Here is a 26005-nt window from a genome sequence, read left to right as displayed (position 1 = left end):
TGCCCTGCCCGCATCAAACCGCCTAGCAGCCGCGGCAGATGCTCTTGATCTTGCGATCGAGTTCCGCGTCTTCCTTGTTCGCGGGCGTGTTCGGATTGCTCAGGTTCTTCTCGCTCGGCACGTCGGCCGCACGCGGCTGGCGATGACCGACGGGTGCCGGCAATACCGATCCGGGGATGGCGCCGCCGGATGTCGAACCCTTCGAGCCACCGGTCTGCGCAACCGCCGCGTCGCCAAGCAAGACCGCGAGCGATACTGCCAGCATGATCTTCTTCATTTTCACTTCTCCATGCTCAAACCGGCGCGCTCTCAACCTCCGCTCAGGTCTCGGGCGGATATAGATGAACGTCGCCGCAATAGTCCACGATACGATAGCGCGTTTCGGCTCCGGCATCATCCGCGTCGGCTGCGGTATTATGCGGCGCCAGCACGTAGCTTGGCCCTGCGGGCGCTTTGCCGGCGCCACCGGGAATGTCGATGACATAGTCCGGCTGGCACAGTCCTGACACCCGGCCACGCAACTGCCGCATCAGGTCCTGCCCCTGCGCCAGCGTCGTTCGCAAATGCGCGGTGCCCGGCGCGAGATCGCCGTGATGCAGATAGTAGGGCTTGATCCGGCATTCGACGAAAGCTCTCATCAAATCCGACAGAGCGGCGACGTCGTCATTGACGCCGCGCAACAGCACGGACTGGCTCACCAGGGGAATTCCGGCATCGACGAGCCGCGCACAGGCAGCACGCGCTGGCCCTGCCAGTTCGCGCGCGTGGTTGGCGTGCACCGCAAGCCAGGTGGTCGCGCCCGTGACCTTCAGCGCCGCAATCATCTCCTCGCTGACGCGCGCGGGATCGGCCACGGGCACGCGGGTGTGAAGGCGGATGATCTTGACGTGATCGATCGCAGCGAGCTCGGCCATGATCTCGCTCATGCGACGCGGCGACAGCATCAGGGGGTCGCCGCCGGTCAGGATCACTTCCCATATCTCGCCATGCGAGCGGATGTAGTCGATTGCCGCGCGGTAGGCGCTGTCGGAGAGCGCATTCTCCTTGCCGGGCCCCACCATCTCGCGGCGGAAGCAGAAGCGGCAATAGACCGCGCAGACGTGGACGAGCTTGAACAGAACGCGATCGGGATAGCGGTGCACGATTCCGGGAACCGGCGAATGCGGATGGTCGCCGATCGGATCGGCGTTCTCGCCGGGCTTCAGATCCAGCTCGGCTGCGGTCGGAACGAATTGTCGGGCGATGGGATCGTCGGGATCGGTCGTGTCGATCAGCTCGACCAGCGCCGGCGTGATCGCCACGGCATAGCGCGCGGCAACGCGTTCGAGCGCCGGCAGCGCTGCTGCGGGTGCCAGACCCTCGGCGACGAGCTCGGCAGGCTCGCGCAGGGTGCGTGCAAGATTAGTCTTCGTCATCTCTCATCCGCAGGCGGTGTCCACACCACCTGATCAACTCGTGTTGCGCCGCTCGCCAGCATTACCAGCCGATCGAAGCCGAGCGCGACGCCGCTCGCCTCCGGCATTGCGGCAACGGCAGCCAGAAAATCCTCGTCGAGCGGATAGGCTTCGCCGTAGCGGCGCTGCTTCTCCGTCATCGATTCCGTGAAGCGTCGTCGCTGCTCCTCGGCATCGGTCAACTCTCCAAAGCCGTTGGCGAGCTCGACGCCGCACGCATAGACCTCGAATCGCTCGGCGACCCTCGGATCGTCCGGCTTCACCCGCGCCAGCGCCGCCTCCGGGGATGGGTATTCGAACAGGATGGTCAAACGCCCCTGCCCCAGATGCGGCTCGACATGCTCGACCAGAACCTTGCTGAAGATGTCCGACCAGGTGTCGTCCTCGGCGACACGGACCTTGCCGCGGGCGGCCGCGGCGAGCGCGGCACGGTTACCCTCGCCGCCCGAGATTGTCGACAGCAGATCGATGCCGGCGAGACGCTCGAAGGCGCCAGCGACCGTCAGGAGCTCCGGCTCGGCGAAGGGATCGGCGGTCCGGCCGCGGAAGGAGAAGGCCCCGATGCCGGTTGCCTCCGCCGCGCGAGCGATCACGACGACACAATCGGCCATGATGGCATCATAGGGGGCGCCTGCCCGGTACCATTCCAGCATGGTGAATTCGGGCAGATGCAGGTCGCCGCGCTCGCGGTCCCGAAAGACCCGGGCGAACTCGAAAATCCGCGTCTCGCCTGCCGCCAGCAGCTTCTTGCAGGCGAATTCGGGAGAGGTCCGCAGGTATCGGCTGACCCTGCTGCCGTCGGGCCGCATGATCTCGGTCCGGGGGGCGTGCAGATGGGTCTCATTGCCCGGAGAGACCTGAAGAACCGAGGTTTCGACCTCCGTGAAGCCCTGTTCGGCGAAAAAGCCCCGCAAAGCTCCAGTGACCACAGCCCTGGACTGGAGGAACGGCCGCCGGTCAAGATGCCTGCCGGGCGACCAGAACGGCGACATGGGCTTGTCCCCAGCCATCAACGGAAGGCCCCAGCCGGCAGCAAAGTGCTGGCATCCAACGGCAAAATCAGTATGTTGCGGCCCGAAACGGGCGCCGAGGTCCGATTTGAGGCCCCAAGTCCCCCAGCAATTTGACCACGTCCTGGCTGCAGCCGGGCCAAGCAAGCAGGAAATACACCTTTGAGAGTCATCGCCAGTTCCATTCGCAAGGGCAACGTGATCGAGCAAGACGGCAAGCTTTATGTCGTCGTGAGCGCCGAGAACATCCATCCCGGCAAGGGCACCCCGGTCAGCCAGATCGAAATGCGCCGAATCTCGGACGGGGTAAAGATTTCCGAGCGCTACAAGACCACCGATCAGGTCGAGAAGGCCACGATCGAAGAGCGCAACTACACCTACCTGTATGAGGACGGCGACGGCTACCACTTCATGAATCCTGAAACCTACGACCAGGTCCAGGTGTCGAAAGACGTCGTCGGCGACGCGGCCGCGTATCTTCAGGAGAGCATGACCGTCAAGCTGTCCATGCACGACACCAACCCGGTGTCGATCGCGCTGCCGCAGCGAGTGACGCTGGAGGTCGTCGACACCGAGCCGGTGACCAAGGGGCAGACCGCCTCCTCCTCCTACAAGCCCGCGGTGCTCTCCAACGGCGTTCGCACCACCGTGCCGCCGCACATCACGGTCGGCACCCGCGTCGTGGTGATGACCGAAGACGGCTCCTACGCCGAGCGCGCCAAGGACTAACGAGCAATCGAGGATCGGAACAGGTGCCGCCGGGGGCGAGACAGTGAGCAGGAAGAGTTTCCGCTTCGTCTCGCTTCTTCTGGCGTCGCTGTCGCTGCTCATTGCCGCACCGCTCGCTGCGGATGAATTCCGCAGCCCGTCGCTCACGGCCCTGCGCGTCGACTGGCGCGCAGCGCTCGACCAGCTCCGTGGCGAGATCAAGAGCCACCCCCAGATCGCGGGCGACTTCATCTTTGCACCCCGCCGTTCGGTGCCGCGCTACGATCCGCGCGCGATGCCCGCACTGGTGCAGCTCAACGCGATTTCCTCGCGCTTCTTCACCGGCATTGCCCGAAGTCCCGTACCCGTGCTGCTGCCGTTTGACGCCGCCGCGTACCTCGAGGCAGAGCGCAGCGGCGCCCCGGCAACGCTCGCGCTGTCGCGCTACCAGGCCGACTTCAATCCCGTCGACATGTTCGATGCCGGACCTGCCGGCTATAGCGCGACCTTCTCGTTCGAGCCCGGTGCCGGCGAGGGCATGCCGAGCCGGGTGTTCGCAAGGCCGGTCGAGGTGCAGATCACGGGCTCGGCGCTCGTCTACGACATCGCCGATCCCGCCGGCGGCAAGAGCGAGCCGGTCAAGCCGCTCGCGACCACCTACCCGGACTTGCGCAGATTCATCCGCGAAGGCTATGTGCGCTACGCCTTCACGCGCTTCGGCGTCGCCTATGTGGTGTCGATCCAGTGCCTCGACAGCGTCGCGAGGCCGCGGCGGCTCGCCTGCAAAGAGGCCTATCCGGTTGCCGAGCGCTTCCTGAAGGCGCTGCGCGTCGCAGGCGGCCAGCGCATGCGGCCATTGATGGACATTGCCTCCAACATCATCGATCGCCCGGCGGACCGCTCGGCAGATTTCAGCTACAGGCCGAGCGGCGACATCATCCCGAACACCGGCTACCGCAAGCAGGGCGGCCATCCCGACCCAATGGCCTATGCGCAGATCCGCTTTCCGCTCGAGAAGGCACCGGCTTTCGTGCGCTCTCAATCCTACGGCAAACGCGACAAGAGCGAAGGTCCGACCGCCTACCCCTGGCGCGACAATTTCTGCGAGTCGCGCAGCTTCGAGGTGTGGCAATGTGGCGGAGGCTACGGCCACCAGGGCGAGGACATCCGCGCCGCCGACTGCCCGCCGCCCGGGGAACGCCGCGAACCCTGCGATCCCAAGCAGCGCGCCATCGTCGCAGTGCGAGACGCCATCGTGATCCGCGGCGCCAGGGACCAGGCCGCGACACTTCAAGTCAACAGCCGCACCGAGCACATCCGTTTCCGCTACATGCACATGAATCCGCATGCGATGAACGCCGACGGCCTCGTCAACGGCCGCCTCGTCACCGAAGGCGAGAAGATCGGCGTGGTCTCGAACTATCTCGACCGTCCCGCCGGAACATCGCTGCACCTGCATTTCGACGTGCAGGTGTTCACCCGCGACGGCTGGATCTGGGTCAGCCCCTACGTCACGCTGGTTTCGGCCTATGAGCGCCTGATCCGCGCCCGCGGCCGCGAAATCGCCCCGGAGATCGCAGGGGGCCCGCAGCCTGTGGCGCATGCGCTGCCCGGGGACGTGATCAAGCCGGACCTGCGCGAGGGATCGGGCGGCGAGGACAATTGACGGCTTGCTCGTTTCGATGCCGGGCGGAGCGTGCTTGTCGGGCGCTCCGCCGGCTCGAACGAAGAAGGGACAGGGTTTGATGAGTGTCGGACTGATCGGTCTTCTCGACGATATCGCGGGGATCGCAAAGATGGCGGCAGCCTCGCTCGACGATGTGGCGAGCCAGGCGGCCAAGGCCGGCACAAAGGCGGCTGGCGTGGTCATCGACGATGCAGCCGTGACGCCGAACTACGTCATCGGCTTTGCCTCGAAGCGGGAGCTGCCGATCGTCGGCAAGATCGCGCTCGGATCGCTGCGCAATAAACTGCTAATTCTGCTTCCGATTGCCCTGCTGCTTGGCTATTTCCTGCCTGCCGCGGTCACGCCGCTGCTCATGCTTGGCGGAGCCTTTCTCTGCTACGAAGGTGCCGAGAAGGTGCTGGAAGCGGTGCTGCCGCATCATGCCCATCACCACGAAGCTCAGCTCCAGCCGATTGCGCTGAACGCCCGCTCGGTCGAGGACGAGAAGGTCGCGAGCGCCATCAAGACGGATTTCATCCTGTCGGCGGAGATCATGGCGATCACGCTGGCCGCCCTCCCCGTGGGCAGCATCTGGACCCAGACGCTGGCGCTGGCGCTCGTCGCCATCTTCATCACGGTCGGCGTCTACGGCGTCGTCGCCCTGATCGTGAAGGCGGACGATGTCGGCTTGGCTCTTGCGCGCTACGAGGGCGCCTCGGTCATTGGCGGCGCGATCCGTTTGCTTGGACGCGCGCTCGTCCGCGGCATGCCCATATTCCTGGCGGTGCTGAGCACTATCGGCACGGCCGCCATGATCTGGGTCGGCGGCGGCATTATCCTGCACGGCATCGAAAAATACGGCCCGCCCGCAGTCGGCCACATGGTCCACGCCGCAACCGAGGCTGCCGCGCACGCGCTTCCATCCGTTGCTGGCATCGCCGAATGGTCGGTCGAGGCAGCCATCTCAGGCGTGGTTGGACTGCTCGTCGGCGCGCTTGCGATTCCGGTCGTCGAATATGGGCTCTCGCCGGCATGGAAGCGGTTGAGGCGATCGGCCTGAACAGGCTGGTCGCCGATCGAGCTTCCTCGCCGACCCGACGCGCGGCTACTCCAGGAACGTCGTGAGCTGCGCACCCTCGTCGGCCACGAACACCGCAATCAACTCCGCCGGCTCCGTGGCGCTGGCATTGGCAGAGACCAGATGCGTCGAGCCCGGCGGCTCGAAGAAGGACTGGCCGACGCCGAAGGTCTCGACAGGACCACCGCCGAGCTGGGAGCGGATCTCGCCCTTGGTGATGTAAGCGGTCACCGACCCTGCGTGACGATGCGGACGCGAGAATCCGCCGGGACCGTAGGATACGCGCACGATGGTGACGCGCTTGCCCGGGACGTTGGGCAGCGCATAGGAGCCGATCGGTTCGACCTTGTCGAGCGGCGAACCCTCCGCCGCGGTGGCGCAAAGTGGGGCCAGCGCGCCCGAAACCGTGTCCATCATCATCGGCAGCGCCTTGCCGATCGCAAGCGCGCAGGCAAGCCCTGCGACGACGGCGAGCGCCGTCGAACGCGACGGCGTCGGACGCGGCACGGCAGAAAAGCCCATCGCTGTCATCGTGACCTCCCCTCGTGCCGATCAGGACACGGCATCGGCTGCGGCAGCCGGCCGCTTGGCCGGTGTCCAGCGATAGGCGGCGCCGAAGCGATTCCAGACGTTGATCGATGCGACTGCCGAGGTCAGGTACATCAGCTCGGATTGGGAAAATTCACGCGCAGCTTCCGCATAGACCTCCTCGCTGACGCCGTCCGGCAAGAAGGTCAGCGCCTCCGCCCAGGCCAGCGCGGCCCGTTCGCGCGGCGAGAAGATCGGCGCCTCGCGCCAGACCGCCACGAGGTTCAGCTTGTCCACGGACACCCCGATTCGTTCGGACAAGAGAATGTGGTGCTGCACGCAGAAGGCACAGCCATTGATCTGCGAGACGCGCAGCTTGACGAGCTCGAGAAGCTGCTTGTCGAGCCCGGCCTTGGCCGCGACCTGGCCCAGCGCCAGCACCAGGTCATAAGCATCGGGCGCGATCCGCTTGAAATCCTCGTACTCGCTGCGGGCGTGTGACATTGCCGTTCACCTCGTCTATTATAAGAGCACTTATATCTTATAAGAGCTCTTATATGTCGCGCAAGACGAATGACGCCGCAAAATCGCGAACGCGGCGAAAGACGGTGGAAACCGGCGCCGCCCGTGTTCCAGCCCCCGGCGAAGGCAAGCGCGGCGAGCAAGGCTATCTCGGCTATCTGCTGCGACAGGCCCACGCCGCGGTCCGCCTGAAGATGGAACGCACCCTCGCCGATCTCGGCGTGACCTCACCGCAATTCGCGGTGCTGACCATGCTCAACGCTTATCCGGGTCTCTCGGGGGCCGACGTCGCCCGCCTTACCTTCCTGACCCCCCAGACCGTCGGCGTCATCATTCGCAACCTCGAACGCGACGGTGCGATCGCGATGACGCCCCATCCGGTCCATGGCCGCATCCAGCAATGGACGCTGACACCGCGCGGCGCGGCTCTCTTGAATGGATGCCGACAGCGTGTGCTCGAGCTGGAGAAGAGGCTCGCTCGGGGGTTGGACAGCAAGGCGGAGACCGCGATCCGCCGGTGGCTTGCCGGCATCGCGGCCGAGTTGCACGAAGGCTAGGCGCCTTCGCGCCCGAAGGATGTTATCCACCCTTCAACGCATTCTTGACCTCGCCGTCGGACCATGTCTCGCCGGCCGCGATCACCCGCACGCGGCTCTGGTCGGTGGTATTCACCAGCACGTGCGAGCTCATCCCCTCACCGCTGTGCTCGAGCCGCAAATCGGTTTCGGGCTTCCAGCCGAGCGTGATCGCGAGGTCACCGGGAAAGATCTGCCATTGCGATCCGTCGTCGAGTTCGACGACGTGGCTTTCCGCATGCGTACGTATCTTCATTCCACCCCGCTCTTCGATGAACAGACTGCATGCGGAACGCGGGCCCCGGCATATGGCCGGGGCCCTGGTCCGTCAGTTGTCGTGGTGAATGATGGTCTTGCTGCGGTTGCCGAACTCGTCTTCCTTCTTGATCACCGTGGTGCGATCGGTGGGCTCGCGTTCCCTGATCACCGTGGTGCGGTCGCGATCACGGTCCCGCTCACGATATTCGTGGGACTGGCCAACCGTCACGCCCGCGCCGCCCGGGCCGACATGAACGCCCACTTCACCAGCGAACGCCGGCGTCGCGAGGGCTGTCACCATGGCGGCTGCAAACAGATCCTTCTTCATTTCGTCCTCCTCACCGTCGTGTGGGGGAATGCGGGACTGCGACAGTTTGTTCCGACGGAACAAGGCATTGCATCAGGCGCGTTGATGTTCCAGGAACCCGCTCACATGCGCCATGTTTCCGGCTAGGATGCGCCCATGACGCACGCTGATTCCTCGCCTCATCCCACGCGCCGCACCCTGCTCCAATCGACGCTCGGTGCAGCCGCATTGCTCGCGCTCCCGCCCGGCGCTCTCGCCGCGCCCCCGGGTTTCGACGAATGGCGCGAGAGCTTTCGCGCACGCGCGATGGCGAAAGGCATTTCGGCCTCGACCTGGCAGCGCGTGATGGGACGGGTCGAGCCGGACATGAGCGTGTTCAAGCAGATGCGCAACCAGCCGGAATTCAACGAGCAGCTCTGGCAATACATCAACCGCCGCGTCTCCGACTGGCGCATCATCAACGGCAAGATCGCGCTGAAGAACAACGAGGCGCTGCTTGCGCGCGTCGAGCGCGATTTCGGCGTCGAGCGCGGCACGCTGCTGGCGCTGTGGGGCGTCGAGTCCGCCTATGGCGATCCCCTGGTGCAGCAGAACCATATGAGGCCGGTGTTTCCCTCGCTCGCCGCGCTCGCCTGGAACGAGCCGCGGCGCAAGGCCTATTGGGAGACCGAGCTGATCAACGCGCTGCGCATCGTCGACAAGGGCTGGAGCACGCCCGAAGAGATGCGCGGCTCATGGGCGGGCGCGATGGGGCATTCGCAATGGATGCCGGAGGTCTGGCTCAATGTCGGCATCGACTATGACGGCGACGGCAAGGTTTCGCCGTTCGGCAAGCCGGACGACGCGCTGGGCTCGACCGCGAAATATCTCGTCAATCGCGGCAAGTGGCACCGCGGCGAGCATTGGGGCTACGAGGTGCGCGCGCCCGGCAGCATGAGCGGAAGCCGGACCTACGCGGCGTGGCAGGCGGCGGGCGTGACCCGCGCCGACGGCCAGCCGTTTCCGCAGCCGAACGCATCCGCGCAGATGTGGACGCCGGTTGCGGGCGGGCCGACATTCCTGCTCGGACCGAACTTCTACTCAGTGAAGAGCTACAACCCTTCCATGAACTATGCGCTCGCGATCTGCCATCTCGGCGATCGCTGCCTGGGCGCACCGCCCTTCATCCAGCCCTTCCCACGATGAAGGCAGTGAAGGATTTTCAGCAGCGTGCCGGGATCACGCCCGCGGATGGCTATGGCGGGCTGAAGGTGCTGGCGAAGCTGCGGCAGGGATCTTGAGGCATCCGTCATTCCGGGGCGCGCGAAGCGCGAGCCCGGAATCCATTTTTCTGCCTGGCTTGATGCACGATGGATTCCGGGCTCGCGCTTCGCGCGCCCCGGAATGACAGCCTGCTTCAGTGCCTGTACTGCGGCTCCTCCGCATCGAGCTGACGGCGGATGGCGGCGAGATGCAGCCGCGCGGATTCGGCATCGCCTTCGCGCATCTGCTTGTAGGTCGCGGCCGCAATCGCGGGATCGACCGGCAACACCTTTCGTCCCGTCGACATCGCCAGCACCTGCACTTCGGCGGCGCGTTCGAGGTAGTAGAGATCGTCCCAGGCCTCGGCAATCGTCGGGGCGAGCACCATCACGCCATGATGCTTCATGAAGACGATGTCGGCATCGCCGACGCTCGAAGCGATGCGAGCACCTTCGCGGTTGTCGAGCGCGAGGCCGTTGTAGTCCCGATCCACCGCGGTGCGGCCATAGAATTTCAGCGCGGTCTGGCCGGCCCAGATCAGGGGATCGCCCTCGGTCATCGACAGCGCCGTCGCATAGGGCATGTGGGTGTGGAAGGCGACCTTGGCGCGCGGCAGGCGCTTGTGCATCTCGGCATGGATGTAGAAGGCGGTCGCCTCCGGCACACCCTCGCCGTCGAGCACGTTGCCGTGGAAGTCGCAGATCAGGAGCTTTGACGCAGTCAGCTCGCGGAAGGCATAGCCGTAGGGATTGACGAGGAAGAGATCGTCATGTCCAGGCACAACAGCCGAGAAGTGGTTGCAGATGCCTTCCTCAAAGCCATTGCGGGCGGCCATGCGGAAACACGCGGCAAGGTCCTCGCGCGCAGTGCGGATCGCATCGGTGGCGAGGTCCGGTCGGTTCGAACGATGGGGCGCGGGTGAGGACGCGTGAAGACTGTGCGCCATGGCGAAGGACACCTCTGTGGGTCGGGAGCTGCCCCAGCTTTTACAGGGACTGCGCCTGCGCGTCAGCCCCTGCAACCGCCACCCTGCCCTGCGCCGCTCAGGCCCGCCGCGGCACGCCGCCCGCATTCATGCCGCCGTCGATGACGAGCTCGCTGCCGGTGACGTAGCGCGAGGTGTCGGAGGCCAGATACAGCACGCCGGAGGCGATCTCCGCGGCATGGCCGGCACGGCCAAGGGGCGTGACGACCTTGGCGCGCTCCTCCGGATCGATCGGGGCGTTCTGACCGGCGCCGGTCGCCCCCGTCGGGATCTTGCCCCAGATCGGGGTATCGATGATGCCGGGGTGAACCGAGTTGACGCGAATGCCGTCGCCCGCCGCCGCGCACTCCATCGCGATCGATTTGGCGAACAGCCGAACGCCGCCCTTGGTCAGCGAATAGGCCGACAGGCCGGGCGCGCCGCGCAGGCCCGCCAGCGATGACATCATGATGATCGATCCGCCGCCGGTCTTGCGCATCAAGGGCAGGCAATGCTTGACCGAGAGAAACACGCCGTCGAGATTGATCGCATTCTGCTTGCGCCAGTCAGCGAGCGTCATGTCGACGATCGAGGGCACGGAGATGCCGATGCCGGCATTGGAGACCATGATGTCGAGCCGGCCGTAGCGCTTCGCGATCTCGGCGACGACCTCGATCCAGCGTTCCTCGCTGGTAACGTCCTGCTCCAGGAAGATCGCCTTGCCACCGGCTTTTGCAACACGCTTGGCGAGCTCCGGGCCGCGCAGTTCGTCGATATCGGTGATGACGACCGATGCCCCCTCGCGCGCGAACAGCTCGACGATGGCCTCGCCAATGCCGGAGGCGCCGCCGGTCACCAGCGCGACCTTGCCCTCAACCTGCCCTGCCATGTTCACTCCCTTTCTTTTTCATTGTTTGGAGCCGTTATCTAATCACGGATGGCCCCTGGTCCGGTAGCGCAACGTCGACGACGCGGAATTGCACGCGCTCGGCGCCCTGGTAGCGGTCGACCGACAATGATCCCGCGACATGCAGCTGCTGACCACGGTTGGCCAGCAGCGCGTTGCCGAGCTTCTGGCCGACCGAACGGAACGCGATGCCGTTGACGATGGCGCCGTCGCCGGACTTGAAGCGCAGGCGCAGATGCGCCTGGCCGACCTCGTCGGCAAACACGAGTTGGTGCGCCGGCAACGCCAGCACCGGCTCCGGATTGCCGCTGCCGAAGGGACCGGCGCGGTTGAGGGTCGTCGCAAGCTCCGGCGTCACCGCACGTGCGGAGACCGCGCCGTCGATATAGAGCTCGTTGACGTGGCGCGCCTCCGCGACGTCACGCGCCAGCGCGTTCTCCAGATAGGCGCGGAATTCCGCGAGCTTCTCTTTGCGCAGCGTGACGCCCGCCGCCATTGCGTGGCCGCCGCCCTTGAGCAGGATGCCGTCGGCGACCGCCTGCCGCACCGCCTTGCCGAGATCGACGCCGGCGATCGAGCGGCCCGAGCCCGTGCCGATACCGCCGGGCTCGAGCGCAATGGCGAAAGCCGGCCGCGAGAACTTCTCCTTCAGGCGGGAGGCGACGAGGCCGACCACGCCGGGATGCCAGCCTTCCGAGGCCGTGACGATGACGGCGAGCTTGTCCTCCAGCCCGATCGAGGCCAGCGCCTCGGCTTCGGCCTGGGCTTCCGCGGCCTGCTCGATGACACGGCGTTCGCTGTTGAGGCGATCGAGCTCAGCGGCGATCCGCGCCGCCTCGACGCTGTCGCCTTCAAGCAGCAACCGCACGCCGAGATCGGCGCGGCCGATGCGCCCGCCGGCATTGACGCGCGGGCCCAGCATGAAGCCGAGATGCCAGGCCTCCGGCGGCCCGTTGAGCCGTGCGACGTCCATCAGCGCGGTGTGGCCGACATGGTCACGTCGCCGCATCGCGATCAACCCCTTGGCGACGAAGGCGCGGTTGAGGCCGATCAGCGGCGCCACGTCGGCGACCGTGCCGAGCGCAACATGATGCAGCATACCGAGCAGATCGGGCTCGGGCATCTCGCTGCTCCAGAAGCCGCGCTGGCGCAGTTCGCGGTTGACGGCGACCAGCGTCACCAGCACGAGGCCGACAGCGGCGAGATGGCCGAGACCCGAGAGGTCGTCGGGGCGGTTCGGATTGACGAGCGCGTCGACCTCGGGAAGATCGAGACCGCATTGGTGGTGGTCGATCACGACGACGGACATGCCGAGGCGCTTGGCTTCCGCCAGCGGCTCCATGCTGGTGGTGCCGCAATCGACGGTGACCAGCAGCGTCGCACCCTTTTCGGCCAGCGCACGAACGGCTTCGATGTTCGGGCCGTAGCCCTCGAAGATGCGGTCGGGAATGTGGATCAGCGGATCGAGCCCGCAATGGCGCAGGTGCCAGGCGAGCAGCGCCGCCGAGGTGGCGCCATCGACGTCGTAATCGCCGAAGATCGCGACCTTCTCGCCCCTCGCCGCCGCATCGGCGATCCGCTTGGCGGCGGCTTCCATCTCCGTCACGGTGAAGGGATCCGGCATCAGCTTTCGAATGGTCGGATCGAGGAAGTCGGGCACGGCGTCGATGTCGACCCCGCGGCCGGCCAGCACCCGCGCCAGCAGTTCGGGCAATTGGTGCCGCTGCGCGATGGCGAGCGCCTGTGCCGCCCCGCGGCCGTCCAGACGGTCGCGCCAGAGCTTGTCGGTCAGCGAGCGCGCCACGCCCAGGAAAGCCTGGGGCGCTTCGACGGGCAAGGTGGTGGCAGGCGGCGTCATGGCGGGGGGCAACTTGTTGGGAACTCGGGGGCCAGGAAATCACGCGGTCACCGGCTTCCCGAGGATTGGCCGGCAATCGGACGGGATTTGCAACGGCCCGGCCGCACAAAGCGGTGGATGGCGCCGGCCGGCGGGGTGACTACCATTTAGGCATTCCGCGGAACAGCAAATTAAGCAGGCGTTAGGCGGAATCTTCGAAAAAGAATCGTATTCGATCTGTAAGTCGTTGTTCCCCGTTCATTGCAGATCAGGCCTCATTGCCAAGGGAAGTCCCCGATGTCTGCTGCGCTGGGTCTCAAAGCCAAGCCGATCGCCACCGAACCCACCGAAGATGATTCCGACATCTCCGTGCTGATCAACCGCCTCACTGCGGAGGTCAACCAGATCGCGGTCGACAAGACCAAGTCGATCCAGCAGATTACCAACCAGATGAAGATGCTGGCGCTGAACGCGCTGATCGAGAGTTCGCGTGCCGGCGCACAAGGCGCGGGCTTTGCGGTGGTGGCGCAGGAGGTGCGCGGCGTCGGCCAGCAGGTCGAGACCATCGCCCGCGAACTCGAAACCCAATTGACGAAACGCACCGGCGATCTCGTCTCCTCGATCGAGCGGATGAGCCAGCGTTCGCGCGGCGAGCGCATGGTCGACCTGTCGCTCAACGCCATCGAGCTGATCGACCGCAACCTCTATGAGCGCACGTGCGACGTGCGCTGGTGGGCCACCGACTCCGCCGTAGTCGATTGCGCGGCTGAACCGAGCCCTGCGGCCGTAAACCACGCCTCGCAACGCCTCGGCGTGATCCTGGGGGCCTATACGGTCTATCTCGATCTCTGGCTCTGCGATCTCGACGGCAACGTCATCGCCAACGGCCGCGCCGACCGCTTTCGCGTCGTCGGCCAGAACGTCGCCCATACCAAATGGTTCCGCGAGGCGCGGTCCCTGCGCTCCGGTGACGACTACGTCGCCGGCGACGTCGAGAACCAGCCGCTGCTCGGCAACGCGCAGGTCGCGACCTATTGCGCCAGCGTCCGCGCCGGCGGTCAGGCCAATGGCGCGCCGATCGGCGTGCTCGCCATCCATTTCGACTGGGAGCCGCAGGCCCGCGCCATCGTCCAGGGCGTGCGGGTCGGCGACAACGACAAGGCGCGCGTGCTGCTGGTCGATTCGAATTTTCGCGTCATCGCGGCGTCCGACGGCCAGGGCATTTTGAGCGAGCGCGTCTCGCTGTCGCTCAACGGCCAGCGCTCCGGCTTCTATCACGAGCGCAACGGCACGCTGGTCGCCTTTCATGCGACCCCGGGTTACGAGACCTATCGCGGGCTCGGCTGGTACGGCGTGATCGTCTGCACGGCGTGAGGCCGGCGGGTCCGCCGGCCCGGCCAAAACTCGAGACAACAACCCCGACGTCACATTGATAGTTGCGCAACGCGCAATTCCGCGGTCGCATGGACCGCGGACCAATTCTACTTGCTAGCTTGTCGTAACCGGCGCAGCATGCCTTCCGCCGACCTTCGGCCGCATGGCTGATCAGGCCGGTCGCAACGCGCGAACAATTGCGCAAGATAAAAGACTAAAGCGGAGGAAATGCATGACAATCGATGTCTCTCGTCGGTCCCTGCTAGCGCTTGGCGCGGGCCTCGGCGCCAGCGCCATGCTCGGCAGCAGCGCGATGGCCCGGGCTCCCAAGCTCGGCACGCAGACGCCCTACTGGCACCGCTTCATTCTCGGCGATGCCGAGGTGACCGTCGTGTCCGATGGGCCACTGCCGCTCGGTGATCCCTCGGGGACGTTCACCGGCGTTCCCAAGGAAGAGGTCAAGAAGATGCTCGCCGACAATTTCCTGTCGCCGGACAACGTCGTGCTCGAACAGAACTCGCCGATCGTGAACACCGGCGACAAGCTCATCCTGTTCGATACCGGCATGGGCAGCTCGAAGATGTTCGGCGCCAGCACCGGGCGACAACAGAAGAGCATGACCGAGGCCGGCATCAAGCCGGGCGACATCGATGCCGTGGTCTGTTCGCATGCCCATATCGACCATATCGGCGGCATCGTCGACGAAGGCGGCAAGCCGCTGTTTCCGAACGCGCAGGTCTACATCTCACAGACCGATTTCGACTTCTGGACCGACGAGGCCAAGCTCGGCAGCCCGGCCAAGGACTTCGTCGTCCACGCCCGCAAGAACCTGCTGCCGGTGCGCGACCGCATCGTGTTCTTCAAGGACGGCCAGGAATTCCTGCCCGGCGTGCAGGCGATCGCGGCGCCCGGCCACACCGTCGGTCACACCATCTTCCTGGTCTCGTCGGCGGGAAAATCGTTCGCCTTCCTCGGCGACCTCTCGCACCATTCGGTGCTGCTGCTGGAGCGGCCACGGATGGAGTTCTCTTACGACACCGATCCGAAGCAGGCGGCGGACACGCGCGTCAAGCTGCTGACGATGCTTGCGGCCAACAAGACCCCGGTGATGTCCTATCACTTCGCCTGGCCGGGTTACGGCCATGTCGCCAAAGCGGGCGACGGCTTCCACTACTATCCGGAACCGATGAAGATGACGCTGTAGGCCGGCAAATCGGCTCCGGGCGGCGCGAGCCGCCCGGAGTTGCGATTGAGCTCATTCCGCGGGCTCAGCGTGGGCAAGTGACTTCGAGCCGACTGCGTCGGGCTGCGCCCCCGGAAACATCCGTCGGACGAGCACGAACAGCGCGGGGACGAAGAAGATGCCGAGCGCGGTTGCCGCGATCATGCCGCCGGCTACCCCGATGCCGACCGCATTCTGGCTGGCGGAGCCGGCGCCGGTCGCGACCGCCAGCGGCAGCACGCCGAGGATGAAGGCGAGCGAGGTCATGAGGATCGGGCGCAGCCGCTGGCGCGCGGCGTGCAGCGTGGCCTCGACGAGGCTGCGGCCGGCCGCGATCTGCTCCAGCGCGAACTCGACGATCAGGATCGCATTCTTCGAGGCGAGACCGATCGTGGTGAGCAGGCCGACCTGGAAATAGACGTCGTTGGCCTGGCCGAAGAGCGTCGCCCCGAGCAGCGCGCCGAGCACGCCGATCGGCACCGTCAGCATCACCGCGAACGGAACCGACCAGCTCTCGTACAGCGCGGCGAGGCTGAGGAACACGATCAGCAGCGAGATCGAATACAGATACAGCGTCTGGCTCCCGGTTAGCCGCTCCTGGAACGACAAACCGGTCCATTCATGGCCGTAGCCCTTGGGGAGCTTCGCCATCTGCTCCTCCACCGCCTGCATGGCGACGCCCGAGCTGATGCCCTGCCCCGCCTGTCCCTGAAGCTCGACGGCGGCAACGCCGTTGTAGCGCTCCAGGCGCGGCGAGCCAAAGCTCCAGCGATTGGTAGCGAGCGCCGAGAACGGCACCATCGAGCCCGCTGTGTTGCGCACGTACCAGCGGCCGATGTCGCTGGTGTCCATGCGGAACGGTGCATCGCTCTGAACATAGACCTGCTTGACGCGGCCGCGATCGATGAAGTCGTTGACATAGGCGCCGCCCCACGCCGCCGACAGCGTGGTATTGAGATCGCTCAGGCTCACGCCGAGCGCCGTGGCCTTGGCTTGGTCGACGTCGAGATTGAATTGCGGCGTGTCGTCCTGTCCGTTCGGCCGCGCCTGCGCCACGCGCCTGTCCGCCGCGAGCTGCCCGAGGAGCTGGTTGCGCGCCTGGATCAGCGCCTCGTGGCCGTTCCCGCCGGTGTCCTGAAGATAGACGTCGAAGCCGCCGGCATTGCCGAAGCCCGGGATCGGCGGCGGCAGCACGGCAAATACCATCGCATCGCGGATCCGGGCAAACGCACCCATGGCGCGGCCGACCACGGCCTGCGCCGAGGCCCCCGCATGCTTGCGCTCGTCGAACGGTTTGAGGCTGACGAAGGCAAGGCCAACGTTCTGCCCCTGGCCGGCGAAGCTGTATCCATTGATGGCGAACACGCCTTGCACGGCATCCTTTTCGTTGTCGAGGTACTGGTGCTCGACCTGCTTGATGACGTCGAGCGTCCTCGCCGAGGTGGCGCCGACCGGAAGCTGGATCAGGGTCATGATCGAACCCTGGTCCTCCTCGGGCAGGAACGAGCTCGGCAGCCGCTGGAACAGGACCACCATGGCAGCGACGATCGCCACGAATGCGATCAGGACGCCGGCGACACGCCTGATCGCGCCGGCCGCTCCGCGCTGATAGCCATCGGCCATGCGGTCGAAACCGCGGTTGAACGCGGCGAAGAAGCCGCGCCGGGCGCCGTGATCTTTCGGCGGCTTCAGGATGGTGGCGCACAGCGCCGGCGTCAGCACCAGCGCCACCAGAACGGAGAGCAGCATCGCCGTGACGATGGTCAGCGCGAATTGCCGATAGATGATGCCGACCGAGCCGTTGAAGAACGCCATCGGAATGAACACGGCCGACAGCACGACGCCGATCCCGACCAGCGCGCCGGTGATCTCGCGCATGGACTTCTCGGTCGCCTCGCGCGGCGAGAGATGCTCCTCCGCCATCACGCGCTCGACGTTCTCGACCACGACGATGGCGTCGTCGACCAGCAGGCCGATCGCGAGCACCATCGCGAACATCGTCAGCGTGTTGATGGAATAGCCAGCCAGCGCGAGCACGCCGAACGTCCCGAGCAGCACCACCGGCACGGCGATGGTTGGGATGATGGTGGCGCGCCAGCTCTGAAGGAACACGAACATCACGACGAAGACGAGCGCGATCGCCTCGAAGAGCGTATGAATCACCTTCTCGATCGACAGTTTCACGAACGGCGTGGTGTCGTAGGGATAGATGACGCGCAGTCCCTCCGGCATCGTGGCCGTGAGCTGGGCGATGCGCGCCTTCACCGCTTCCGAGGTCGCAACGGCATTGGCGCCGGTCGCGAGGCTGATGCCCATGCCGGCAGCCGGCTTGCCGTTGTAGCGCGCGGTAGAGTCGTAGGATTTCGAGCCGAGCTCGACGCGAGCGACGTCGCCGATGCGGACGGTCTGGCCCGTCGTGGCGGTGCGCAGGATGATGTCCTTGAATTGCTCTGCCGTCTGCAGGCGGCTCTGCGAGGTGATGGTCGCATTGAGCTGCTGGCCGCCGACGGCCGGAAGACCGCCGAGCTGCCCGGCCGTCACCTGCGTGTTCTGGGTCTGGATCGCAGCGGTGACGTCGCCCGGCATCAGATTGTATTTGGCGAGCTTGTCGGGATCGAGCCAGATCCGCATGGCGTATTCGGCGCCGAACAGCTGCACCTGGCCGACACCGGCGACGCGGCTGATCGGGTCGTTGATCGAGGACGCGACGTAATCGGCGATGTCGCTGGCACTGAGCCGGCCGTCATCGGAGACGAAGCCGAGCACCATCAGGAAGCTCGACGACGATTTCACGACCTTGATGCCCTGCTGCTGCACGACCTGCGGCAGCAGCGGGGTGGCGAGCTGGAGCTTGTTCTGCACCTGAACCTGGGCGATGTCGGCATCGGCTTCGTTGGTGAAGGTCAGCGAAATCGACACGGCGCCGGTCGAGGTGCTCGAGGACGACATGTATTGCAGATGGTCGAGGCCGGTCATGTTCTGCTCGATGACCTTGGTCACCGAGTTCTCGGCGGTCTGGGCGTTGGCGCCGGGATAGGTCGCGCTGATCGTGACGACGGTGGGCGCGATCTGCGGGTATTGCGCGATCGGCAGGCGCATGATCGCGAGCACGCCGCCCAGCATGATCAGGATGGCGATGACCCAGGCGAAGATCGGCCGCTTGATGAAGAAATGCGACATGACGATTACCGCTCCGTTACCGCGACTGCCGGCTGCGCCTCGGCCTGCCGGGTCGGTTTCACCGTGAGGCCGGTCGCCGGGTCCACCGTGACTTCAACGGTCTTGACCGGCGCGCCCGGACGCGCCTTCTGCGTTCCCTCGACGACCAGACGGTCGCCCGACTTGGCGCCGCCGCGGACCAGCCAGTTGTCGTCGACCGCCTCTCCGAGATCCAGCGTCCGCTGCTCGATCTTGCCGTCCCTGTCGACGAACATCGCCACCGCCTGCCCCAGCGGATTGCGCGAGACCGCCCGCTGCGGCACCAGGATCGCGGCCGTGTCGACGCCGGCGACGACGCGTGCGCGCACATACATGCCGGGAAGCAGCAGGCGCTCGGGATTGGCGAAGATCGCGCGCGATGAGACCGAGCCGGTGCTCTCGTTGACGCTCGTATCGGTGAATCCGTACTTGCCCCTGTGGCCATAGACCTTGCCGTTCTCCATCAGGAGTTCGACCTGCACGCCCCCGGCCGGGCGCTTGAGCTGGCCGCTGGCGATCTCGCTCCGCAGGCGCTCCATCTCGGAGGTCGACTGGTCGAGATCGACATAGACCGGATCCAGCTGCTGGATCGTCGTCATCGGGGTGGCCTGGCTCGCGGTGACGAGCGCGCCTGGCGTGATGGTCGACTTGCCGATACGGCCCGAGATCGACGCGGTCACCCTGGTGCGGTCGAGCGAGATCGCCGCTGTGTCGCGGTTGGCCTGCGCCGCATGCAGATCGGCCTCGCCCTGCTTGTAGGCGGCAACGGCGTCGTCGACGTCCTGCTGGCTGGCGGCATTGGTCTGAAGCAGCTGGGTCTTGCGCGCGGCCTTCAGGCGCACGCTGACGAGCGTCGCCTCCGCCCGTTGCACCGACGCCTCGGCGCTGGCCAGCGCGGCCTTGTACTGCACCGGATCGATCTCATAGAGCAGGTCGCCCTCCTTGACCTCGGCGCCTTCCACGAAGTCGCGCTTGAGCAGAATGCCCGTGACCTGCGGCCGGACCTCCGAGACCTGATAGGCGACGACGCGCCCCGGCAGGACGGTCGATATCTCCGCCTCCCGCGGCTTCAAGGTCACGATACCCACCTCCGGCACCATCTGTGGCGGTCCGGCTTGCTGACCCTGATCCCCGCAAGCTGCAAGCAGCAGGGCAATTAGCGGAACAGCTCGGGCGAACAAAGGACGCATGATGACGATCCATTGGGTGAGTTGCGGCCCCTCGATCGGGGGCGGCGCGCGGAAACATTCGGAAACTATTCGGTTTCCGTTTGGAAACTTGGTAGTTTCCTTTTCCGAAGTCAAGTGCTAGGCTGCGCATGAAACTGCGTTCAAGCAGTCGTGAAGCAGCTCAAGTCGGATGTTCCCATGGCGAGAGACTCCAAAAGCCTGAGGCGCCCGGCGCCATCTCCGGAGCGAGCCAAGCCTGCCATCCGACTGCCCGCCCCGGACGCGCGCATGACGCAATTGCTGGCGGCGGCGAAGGACACCTTCACCAGCAAGGGGTTCGCCGCGACGACGATGGACGACATCGCCAGGGCTGCCGGAATGTCGAAGAAGACGCTCTACAAATTGTTCGAGAGCAAGACCGACCTGTTCCGCGCCATGCTGCTGCGCAGCCTGCCCGCCGCCGATTATGCAGAGGCGCCTTTGGAAGGGTCACCCGTCAGCCGGCTTCGAAACATGCTCCGGGAAGCTGCAGACGTGGCGCTGTCGCCCGGCGAGATCGCGCTGCAGCGCCTGATCATCGGTGAACGCCAGGCCTCACCGGCGCTGGGGCGCATGTTCGCCGAGGTCATCATCGAGAGCGGCATGGATCACATCATCGAGCAGCTCAAGACGATTCGCCTCGCGCCGCGTTTTCAAGGCGTGCCCCTCCGCCTCATCGCCGAGATGCTGTTCGGCATGGCGTTCAGCCACGATCATTTCAGGCTGCTGACCGACACAGAATTCAGGCTCAACCGCCGCGTCGTGGACCGACGGATCGACCTTGCGATCTCAACCTTCTGCGCGCCCGAGGACCAGGCCGGCGAACTGCCTCGCCCGGGTTGAGCGGCGATCAGCAGCCGAGCCTATCGGCGATCCCGCCGAAATCCCTGGCGACGATGTCCCAATTGCCCGTCGCTTCGAAGTCGACCTTCTGATGCGGCCCGTATTCGGTCGGCCGCGCCACGAACGCGGTCTTGAGCCCGTTCTTCTGAGCGGCAGCGAGATCACCATTGTGGGCGGCGACCATCATCACCTCTTCCGGCTCGAGGCAAAGCAGGCGCGCGGCGCCGAGATAGGTTTCCGGATCGGGCTTGTAGTGCTCGAACAGCTCGGCCGACAGGATGAGGTCCCAGGGCAGGCCGGCGAACTTCGCCATGTTGGTGAGCAGCGCGACGTTGCCGTTGGATAGCGGCGCGATGACGAACTTGGTCTTGAGCCGGGTCAGGCCGGCGACGCTGTCCGGCCACGGGTGCAGGCGGTGCCAGCCCTTGGTGAGATAATCGAGATCGGCTTCAGTCAGCCCCTTGATCGCGAACTTCTCGACGAGCTTGTCCAGCGAGCGGCGATGCAGATCATCCAGCATGACATAGCCGCGCTCGGGATGCTGGCGGACGTCGTCCATCGAGGCCATGTACATGCCGCGCCAGCCGTCGACGAGCGCGGTCCAGTCGGCGCTGATGCCACGGCCTTTCGCCCACCACATGAAGTCGGTGATCAAGCTGGTACGCCAGTCCACGACAGTGCCGAACACGTCGAAGACGAGGGCTTTGACGGCGGAGAGATCGGACATGGGCGGTTTCCCTGCTTGTTCTTGTCGCCAATTTTCTTGTTGTCATTCCGGGGGGCTGCTGCGCATCGCCCCCGAATGACGGCAGCCGTTATTGTCTCGTCTAGTCCAGATGGAACTTGGCCAGCTCGCGGTGCTCGGCCTTGATGTAGCGCACGGTGCCGGTGACGGAGCGCATCACCACCGTTTCGGTCTCGATCACGCCGTCCTTGCGGAATTTGACGCCCGAGAGCAGCGAGCCCGTGGTGACGCCGGTGGCGGCGAACAGGCAGTCGCCGCGCGCCATGTCCTCGATGCCGTAGATCATCTTGGGATCGTTGACGCCCATCTTGGCGGCCCGCTCGCGCTTCTCGTCGGAATCGAGGATCAGGCGGCACTGCATCTGGCCGCCGATGCAGCGCAGCGCCACGGCGGCCAGCACACCCTCCGGCGCACCGCCGGTGCCGAGATACATGTCGACGCCGGTGTTGTCGGGGTCGGCGCAGTGGATCACGCCGGCGACGTCGCCGTCGGTGATCAGGCGCACGGCGGCACCGGTCGAGCGCACGCTCGCGATGATGTCGGCATGGCGGGGACGGTCGAGCACGAGAACGGTGATGCCATCCGGCTTGACGCCCTTGGCCTTGGCGAGGCGGCGGACGTTGTCGGCGGGCGAGGCATCGAGTTCGACGACGCCCTTGTCGTAGCCGGGGCCAATCGCGAGCTTCTGCATGTAGACGTCAGGGGCGTGCAGCAGCGTACCGCCATCGGCCATCGCCATCGTGGCGATCGAGCCCGGCATGTTCTTGGCACACAGCGTGGTGCCTTCGAGCGGATCGACCGCGATGTCGACCTCGGGGCCCGTCTTCGTGCCGACCTGCTCGCCGATATACAGCATCGGCGCCTCGTCGCGCTCGCCCTCGCCGATCACGATGGTGCCCTGGATCGGCAGCTTGTTGAGCTCGCGCCGCATGGCGTCGACGGCGGCCTGGTCGGCGGCCTTCTCGTTGCCGTGCCCGCGCAGTCGCGCCGACGACACCGCCGCCCGCTCCGTCACACGCACGATCTCCAGCGTGAGGATGCGCTCGAGCAATGCTTGCGGCGGGACTGAAATATGGGTCGACATAGGCTCACTCCTTCGAAACGGTTTGGGACGGACATTCCGTCCGCATCAACTCACAGCACCCACGGTTCGTTCGAACGAACGACAGCCCTTTGGTTCCAGCATGCTCTTTCCGGAAAACCGCTGCACACTTTTCCGGAGCATGCTCAGTTCTTCTCGATCCGGATCACCTGCGGCCGTCCGCTGATCACCTTGTCGCGCTGCACGGCGGCGAGCGCACGGCGCACCGCGTCCTCGTGCGTCGCATAGGTGATCAGGATGACGGGCACGGGCACCGCCTTGCCGTTGCCGGGCGCGGCGCCGCCATTGGGGTGACGCTGCACGATCGACTCGATCGAAATCTTCTGCTCGGCGAGCCGCGTCGCGATCGCGGCCGCAGTGCCGGGGAAGTCGCGCGCGAGCAGGCGGATGTAGTAGCCGCCCTCATGCCGCTCCATCGGCGCCTTCTTGGTGTCGCGCAGTTGCGAAATCGGCCGGCCGAACGGATTGGCTCGAATGCCGCGCGCAACATCGGCGATGTCGGCGACCACGGCGGATGCGGTCGCCGCGCCGCCTGCGCCGGGGCCGACCAGCGTGATCGGCGGAATGCCCTCGCCGTCGATCGTGACCGCATTGGTGACGCCCATCACCTGCGCGATCGAGGAGGATTTCGGAACCATGGTCGGATGCACGCGCTGCTCGATTCCCTTGGCGGTGCGAACGGCGACGCCGAGCAGCTTGACGCGGTAACCGAGATCGGCGGCCGCACGAAGATCTTCCGGCGCGATGGAGGAGATGCCTTCGACATACACTGCGCTTTGAGCAACTTTCGTGCCGAAGGCGAGGCTGGCGAGAATGGCGAGCTTCTGCGCGGTATCGTGGCCGTCGACGTCGAAGGACGGATTGGCCTCGGCATAGCCGAGCCGCTGCGCATCCTTCAGGCACTCGGCGAAGGACAGGCCCTCCTGCTCCATCCGCGTCAGGATATAATTGCAGGTGCCGTTGAGGATGCCGTAGACGCGGTTGACGCCGGTTCCGGCAAGACCTTCGCGCAACGTCTTGATGACGGGAATGGCGGCGCCGACGGCTGCCTCGAAATTCAGCGCACCGCCGTGCTTTTCAGCCGCCTTCGCGAGCTTGAGGCCGTGCTTGGCCAGCAGCGCCTTGTTGGCCGTGACGACGGACTTGCCGGCGTTCAGCGCGGCTTCCACTGCCGACAGCGCCGGGTCGCCCGCGCCGCCCATCAACTCGACGAAGCAGTCGACCTCGGGATGGGTGGCCAACGCCATCGGATCCCTGGCCCATTCGACGCCGCGCAGGTCGATGCCGCGCTTCTTCGCCTTCGAGCGCGCCGTGACGGCGACGACACGGATGCCGCGGCCGCTGCGGCCCGCGAGCACGCGCGCCTGCGTTTCGATCAAACGGACGACTTCGGCGCCCACGGTGCCGAGCCCCGCTATGCCCACTTTCAGGGGTGCAACCATGATGTCTTAGAAAACCTGCCGAAGAGAACTCAACGCCGATTGGCGAGCGGAACGACGTTGTGCAACGTTTCGATGCCGCTTTCAAGGAAGCGGCGCACGCCGCGCGCGGCCTGCCTGATCCGTTGCTCGTTTTCCACCATGGCGATGCGGACATATCCTTCACCATGCTCGCCGAAGCCGACGCCGGGCGAGACCGCGACACCGGATTTCTCCACCATCAGGGTTGCGAACTGCATGCTGCCGACGCTGCGGAAGGCCTCCGGCAGCGGCACCCAGGCGAACATCGAGGCTTCCGGCGGCGGTATCTCCCAGCCGGCGCGACCGAACGATTCCACCAGCGCGTCGCGGCGCTTGCGGTAGGTGTCGCGCATCTCCTTGATGCAATCGTCCGGACCGTTCAGCGCGGCGGTCGCGGCGACCTGCACCGGCGTGAACGCGCCGTAATCGAGGTAGGATTTGACGCGGGCGAGCGCGGCGATCACACGCTCATTGCCGACCGCAAAGCCCATGCGCCAGCCCGCCATCGAATAGGTCTTCGACATCGAGGTGAACTCGACCGTGACGTCCATCGCGCCCGGCACCTGGAGCACCGAGGGCGGCGGGTTGCTTTCGTCGAAATAGACTTCGGCATAGGCGAGATCGGACAGGATCAGGATCTCGTGCTTCTTCGCGAACGCGACGAGGTCCTTGTAGAAGTCGAGGCTCGCGACATAGGCGGTCGGGTTCGAGGGATAGCAGACGACCAGCGCCAGAGGCTTGGGGATCGAATGCACGATCGCCCGCTCGGCCGCCTCGAAGAATTGCGGCGTCGGCTCCGAGGGCACCGAGCGGATCACACCGCCCGCCATCAAAAAGCCGAAGGCATGAATCGGGTAGCTCGGGTTCGGGCAGAGGATGACGTCGCCGGGCGCGGTGATCGCCTGCGCCACGTTGGCAAAACCTTCCTTCGAACCCAGCGTCGCCACCACCTGGGTGTCGGGGTTCAGCTTCACGCCGAAGCGGCGGGCGTAGTAGGCGGCCTGGGCCCTGCGCAGCCCGGGGATACCGCGCGAAGCCGAGTAGCGGTCGGTGCGCGGCTTGCCGAGCGTCTCCTTCAGCTTCTCCAGCACATGCGGCGGCGCGGGGAGGTCCGGATTACCCATGCCGAGGTCGATGATGTCGGCGCCGGCATTCCGCGCAGCCGCCTTGGCCCGGTTGACCTGCTCGAACACGTAAGGCGGAAGGCGGCGAATGCGGTAAAATTCTTCCATGGCTCTCTGGGCTCCGGGCAACCGGTCAGGACAGAATCGACGGGCCACGAGGGCCATTCGGAGAGTCACTCATTCTCGTCGCGAAATTCGCTCAAAATCAAACATTTAGAGCAATCATCGACGACGGAGACTGAAGTCGTTCGCCCTGACTCTTGGCTGAACCGACGTCTTTTAGCACGGCAAGGCGCAGGCGCCAGCGATTACCTTGCCCGTCTCACTGCACGGACCTATTTGGCGTCCTTGGCGGCAACCGCCTGGCGATCGCGCGCGGCGGCGAGCTCGGCCTCGATCCTGGCGCGCTGCTCCGGTGGGATGATCGCCTGATCGCGATCCGGCGGCAGATCGTGAACCGGCAGATAGGTGCCGGGCTCCCTGACATGCGGCTGCGCATCCGCGGGCGTCAAATCCGCGAACTGGCTCGAACATCCGCCCACGGCAAGCGCCGCGATCAATAACGCCCCGCAGGTCGGCAGCGTCTTTTGCAGGTCCCATAACGCCAACACTTGGGAAATCCCCTACTCGTCCCAAAGCACGGCCCCGGGCAACCTTACCCAAGACCACACCC

General features: G+C 65.7%; 24 protein-coding genes and 1 pseudogene. 8 read left to right on the top strand and 17 right to left on the bottom strand.

The features are described 5' to 3' along the window. Positions 1-22 precede the first annotated feature (22 nt). Genes AX729_RS24305 through epmA form a run of 3 tightly spaced genes read right to left on the bottom strand, consistent with a single transcriptional unit; the run spans position 23 to position 2464 of the window. On the bottom strand, positions 23-277 hold the full coding sequence (locus AX729_RS24305) for a hypothetical protein (RefSeq protein WP_061026813.1): 255 nt from the start codon (positions 275-277) through the stop codon (positions 23-25). Positions 278-320: 43 nt separating this feature from the next. Next, the gene (locus tag AX729_RS24300; RefSeq protein WP_061026812.1) at positions 321-1415 is read right to left on the bottom strand and encodes a lysine-2,3-aminomutase-like protein; all 1095 of its coding nucleotides are present in this window, start codon (positions 1413-1415) and stop codon (positions 321-323) included. Next, a complete protein-coding gene (epmA, locus tag AX729_RS24295) occupies positions 1412-2464 on the bottom strand; it encodes an EF-P lysine aminoacylase EpmA (protein WP_061026811.1) in 1053 nt (350 codons plus the stop codon). The genes AX729_RS24300 and epmA overlap by 4 nt, the downstream gene beginning before the upstream one ends. Before the next feature lie 162 nt (positions 2465-2626). On the opposite strand from epmA, the gene efp reads away from it, so the two are divergent. The 3 genes from efp (at position 2627) to AX729_RS24280 (ending at position 5898) form a co-directional block, all read left to right on the top strand. Beyond that, a complete protein-coding gene (gene efp / locus AX729_RS24290; protein WP_028177546.1) occupies positions 2627-3193 on the top strand; it encodes an elongation factor P in 567 nt (188 codons plus the stop codon). Positions 3194-3236: 43 nt separating this feature from the next. Beyond that, positions 3237-4838, top strand: coding sequence for a DUF4397 domain-containing protein (locus AX729_RS24285; RefSeq protein WP_197433657.1), 1602 nt, complete (start codon positions 3237-3239; stop codon positions 4836-4838). A gap of 79 nt (positions 4839-4917) precedes the next feature. Beyond that, positions 4918-5898: a DUF808 domain-containing protein gene (locus AX729_RS24280; protein ID WP_061026809.1), complete on the top strand. Its 981-nt coding sequence runs from the start codon at positions 4918-4920 to the stop codon at positions 5896-5898. A 45-nt stretch (positions 5899-5943) separates the two neighbouring features. Here AX729_RS24280 and AX729_RS24275 read toward each other — a convergent pair whose 3' ends face one another. Then, positions 5944-6447 (bottom strand): cupin domain-containing protein, encoded by a 504-nt coding sequence (locus AX729_RS24275; protein ID WP_061026808.1) that lies wholly within the window; start codon positions 6445-6447, stop codon positions 5944-5946. 21 nt (positions 6448-6468) lie between these two features. Further along, positions 6469-6948, bottom strand: coding sequence for a carboxymuconolactone decarboxylase family protein (locus tag AX729_RS24270; RefSeq protein WP_061026807.1), 480 nt, complete (start codon positions 6946-6948; stop codon positions 6469-6471). 53 nt (positions 6949-7001) lie between these two features. Here AX729_RS24270 and AX729_RS24265 point away from each other — a divergent pair, with 53 nt between their 5' ends. After that, positions 7002-7523, top strand: coding sequence for a MarR family winged helix-turn-helix transcriptional regulator (locus AX729_RS24265; RefSeq protein ID WP_061026806.1), 522 nt, complete (start codon positions 7002-7004; stop codon positions 7521-7523). Between the two features lie 22 nt (positions 7524-7545). On the opposite strand, the gene AX729_RS24260 is transcribed toward AX729_RS24265, so the two are convergent. Then, complete coding sequence (locus AX729_RS24260) at positions 7546-7797, bottom strand: hypothetical protein (RefSeq protein WP_061026805.1); 252 nt, start codon at positions 7795-7797, stop codon at positions 7546-7548. A 72-nt stretch (positions 7798-7869) separates the two neighbouring features. Continuing rightward, positions 7870-8127: a hypothetical protein gene (locus AX729_RS24255; RefSeq protein WP_061026804.1), complete on the bottom strand. Its 258-nt coding sequence runs from the start codon at positions 8125-8127 to the stop codon at positions 7870-7872. A gap of 135 nt (positions 8128-8262) precedes the next feature. On the opposite strand from AX729_RS24255, the pseudogene AX729_RS24250 reads away from it, so the two are divergent. Then, positions 8263-9386 (top strand): annotated as a pseudogene (locus AX729_RS24250) (lytic murein transglycosylase). A 116-nt stretch (positions 9387-9502) separates the two neighbouring features. Here AX729_RS24250 and AX729_RS24245 read toward each other — a convergent pair. The 3 genes from AX729_RS24245 to recJ all read right to left on the bottom strand — a co-directional run bounded on the left by AX729_RS24245 (position 9503) and on the right by recJ (position 13077). Further along, positions 9503-10294 carry an aldolase gene (locus AX729_RS24245; RefSeq protein WP_061026803.1) on the bottom strand — a complete coding sequence of 264 codons (792 nt, stop codon included), beginning with the start codon at positions 10292-10294 and terminating at the stop codon, positions 9503-9505. Between the two features lie 97 nt (positions 10295-10391). Next, the gene (locus tag AX729_RS24240) at positions 10392-11201 is read right to left on the bottom strand and encodes an SDR family NAD(P)-dependent oxidoreductase (protein WP_061026802.1); all 810 of its coding nucleotides are present in this window, start codon (positions 11199-11201) and stop codon (positions 10392-10394) included. 34 nt (positions 11202-11235) lie between these two features. Further along, the gene (recJ, locus tag AX729_RS24235) at positions 11236-13077 is read right to left on the bottom strand and encodes a single-stranded-DNA-specific exonuclease RecJ (RefSeq protein ID WP_061026801.1); all 1842 of its coding nucleotides are present in this window, start codon (positions 13075-13077) and stop codon (positions 11236-11238) included. Positions 13078-13353: 276 nt separating this feature from the next. On the opposite strand from recJ, the gene AX729_RS24230 reads away from it, so the two are divergent. Together AX729_RS24230 and AX729_RS24225 are read left to right on the top strand one after the other, a co-directional pair. Continuing rightward, entirely contained in the window at positions 13354-14430 is a 1077-nt protein-coding gene (locus AX729_RS24230; protein WP_061026800.1) for a methyl-accepting chemotaxis protein, read from the top strand. A 232-nt stretch (positions 14431-14662) separates the two neighbouring features. Beyond that, positions 14663-15634 carry an MBL fold metallo-hydrolase gene (locus AX729_RS24225; protein WP_061026799.1) on the top strand — a complete coding sequence of 324 codons (972 nt, stop codon included), beginning with the start codon at positions 14663-14665 and terminating at the stop codon, positions 15632-15634. 51 nt (positions 15635-15685) lie between these two features. Here AX729_RS24225 and AX729_RS24220 read toward each other — a convergent pair whose 3' ends face one another. Together AX729_RS24220 and AX729_RS24215 are read right to left on the bottom strand one after the other, a co-directional pair. Then, positions 15686-18832 carry an efflux RND transporter permease subunit gene (locus tag AX729_RS24220; RefSeq protein WP_061026798.1) on the bottom strand — a complete coding sequence of 1049 codons (3147 nt, stop codon included), beginning with the start codon at positions 18830-18832 and terminating at the stop codon, positions 15686-15688. Between the two features lie 5 nt (positions 18833-18837). Next, on the bottom strand, positions 18838-19929 hold the full coding sequence (locus AX729_RS24215; protein WP_245325362.1) for an efflux RND transporter periplasmic adaptor subunit: 1092 nt from the start codon (positions 19927-19929) through the stop codon (positions 18838-18840). 378 nt (positions 19930-20307) lie between these two features. Here AX729_RS24215 and AX729_RS24210 point away from each other — a divergent pair, with 378 nt between their 5' ends. After that, complete coding sequence (locus AX729_RS24210; RefSeq protein ID WP_061026796.1) at positions 20308-20901, top strand: TetR/AcrR family transcriptional regulator; 594 nt, start codon at positions 20308-20310, stop codon at positions 20899-20901. 7 nt (positions 20902-20908) lie between these two features. On the opposite strand, the gene AX729_RS24205 is transcribed toward AX729_RS24210, so the two are convergent. From AX729_RS24205 to AX729_RS24185, 5 genes are all read right to left on the bottom strand, one after another. Beyond that, positions 20909-21628: a haloacid dehalogenase type II gene (locus AX729_RS24205; protein WP_061026795.1), complete on the bottom strand. Its 720-nt coding sequence runs from the start codon at positions 21626-21628 to the stop codon at positions 20909-20911. Positions 21629-21728: 100 nt separating this feature from the next. Next, positions 21729-22730 (bottom strand): class II fructose-bisphosphatase, encoded by a 1002-nt coding sequence (gene glpX, locus AX729_RS24200; protein WP_061026794.1) that lies wholly within the window; start codon positions 22728-22730, stop codon positions 21729-21731. Between the two features lie 143 nt (positions 22731-22873). Beyond that, positions 22874-24190: a homoserine dehydrogenase gene (locus AX729_RS24195; protein WP_061026793.1), complete on the bottom strand. Its 1317-nt coding sequence runs from the start codon at positions 24188-24190 to the stop codon at positions 22874-22876. Positions 24191-24219: 29 nt separating this feature from the next. Beyond that, positions 24220-25440: an LL-diaminopimelate aminotransferase gene (locus tag AX729_RS24190; RefSeq protein ID WP_061026792.1), complete on the bottom strand. Its 1221-nt coding sequence runs from the start codon at positions 25438-25440 to the stop codon at positions 24220-24222. A gap of 227 nt (positions 25441-25667) precedes the next feature. Further along, positions 25668-25943 carry a hypothetical protein gene (locus AX729_RS24185; RefSeq protein ID WP_061026791.1) on the bottom strand — a complete coding sequence of 92 codons (276 nt, stop codon included), beginning with the start codon at positions 25941-25943 and terminating at the stop codon, positions 25668-25670. Positions 25944-26005: the final 62 nt, after the last annotated feature.

This window comes from Bradyrhizobium sp. CCH5-F6 (genome assembly GCF_001556045.1).
Classification (GTDB): domain Bacteria; phylum Pseudomonadota; class Alphaproteobacteria; order Rhizobiales; family Xanthobacteraceae; genus Bradyrhizobium.
Note: the sequence above shows the minus strand (reverse complement) of the source record. Positions and strands in the feature narration are given on the sequence as shown.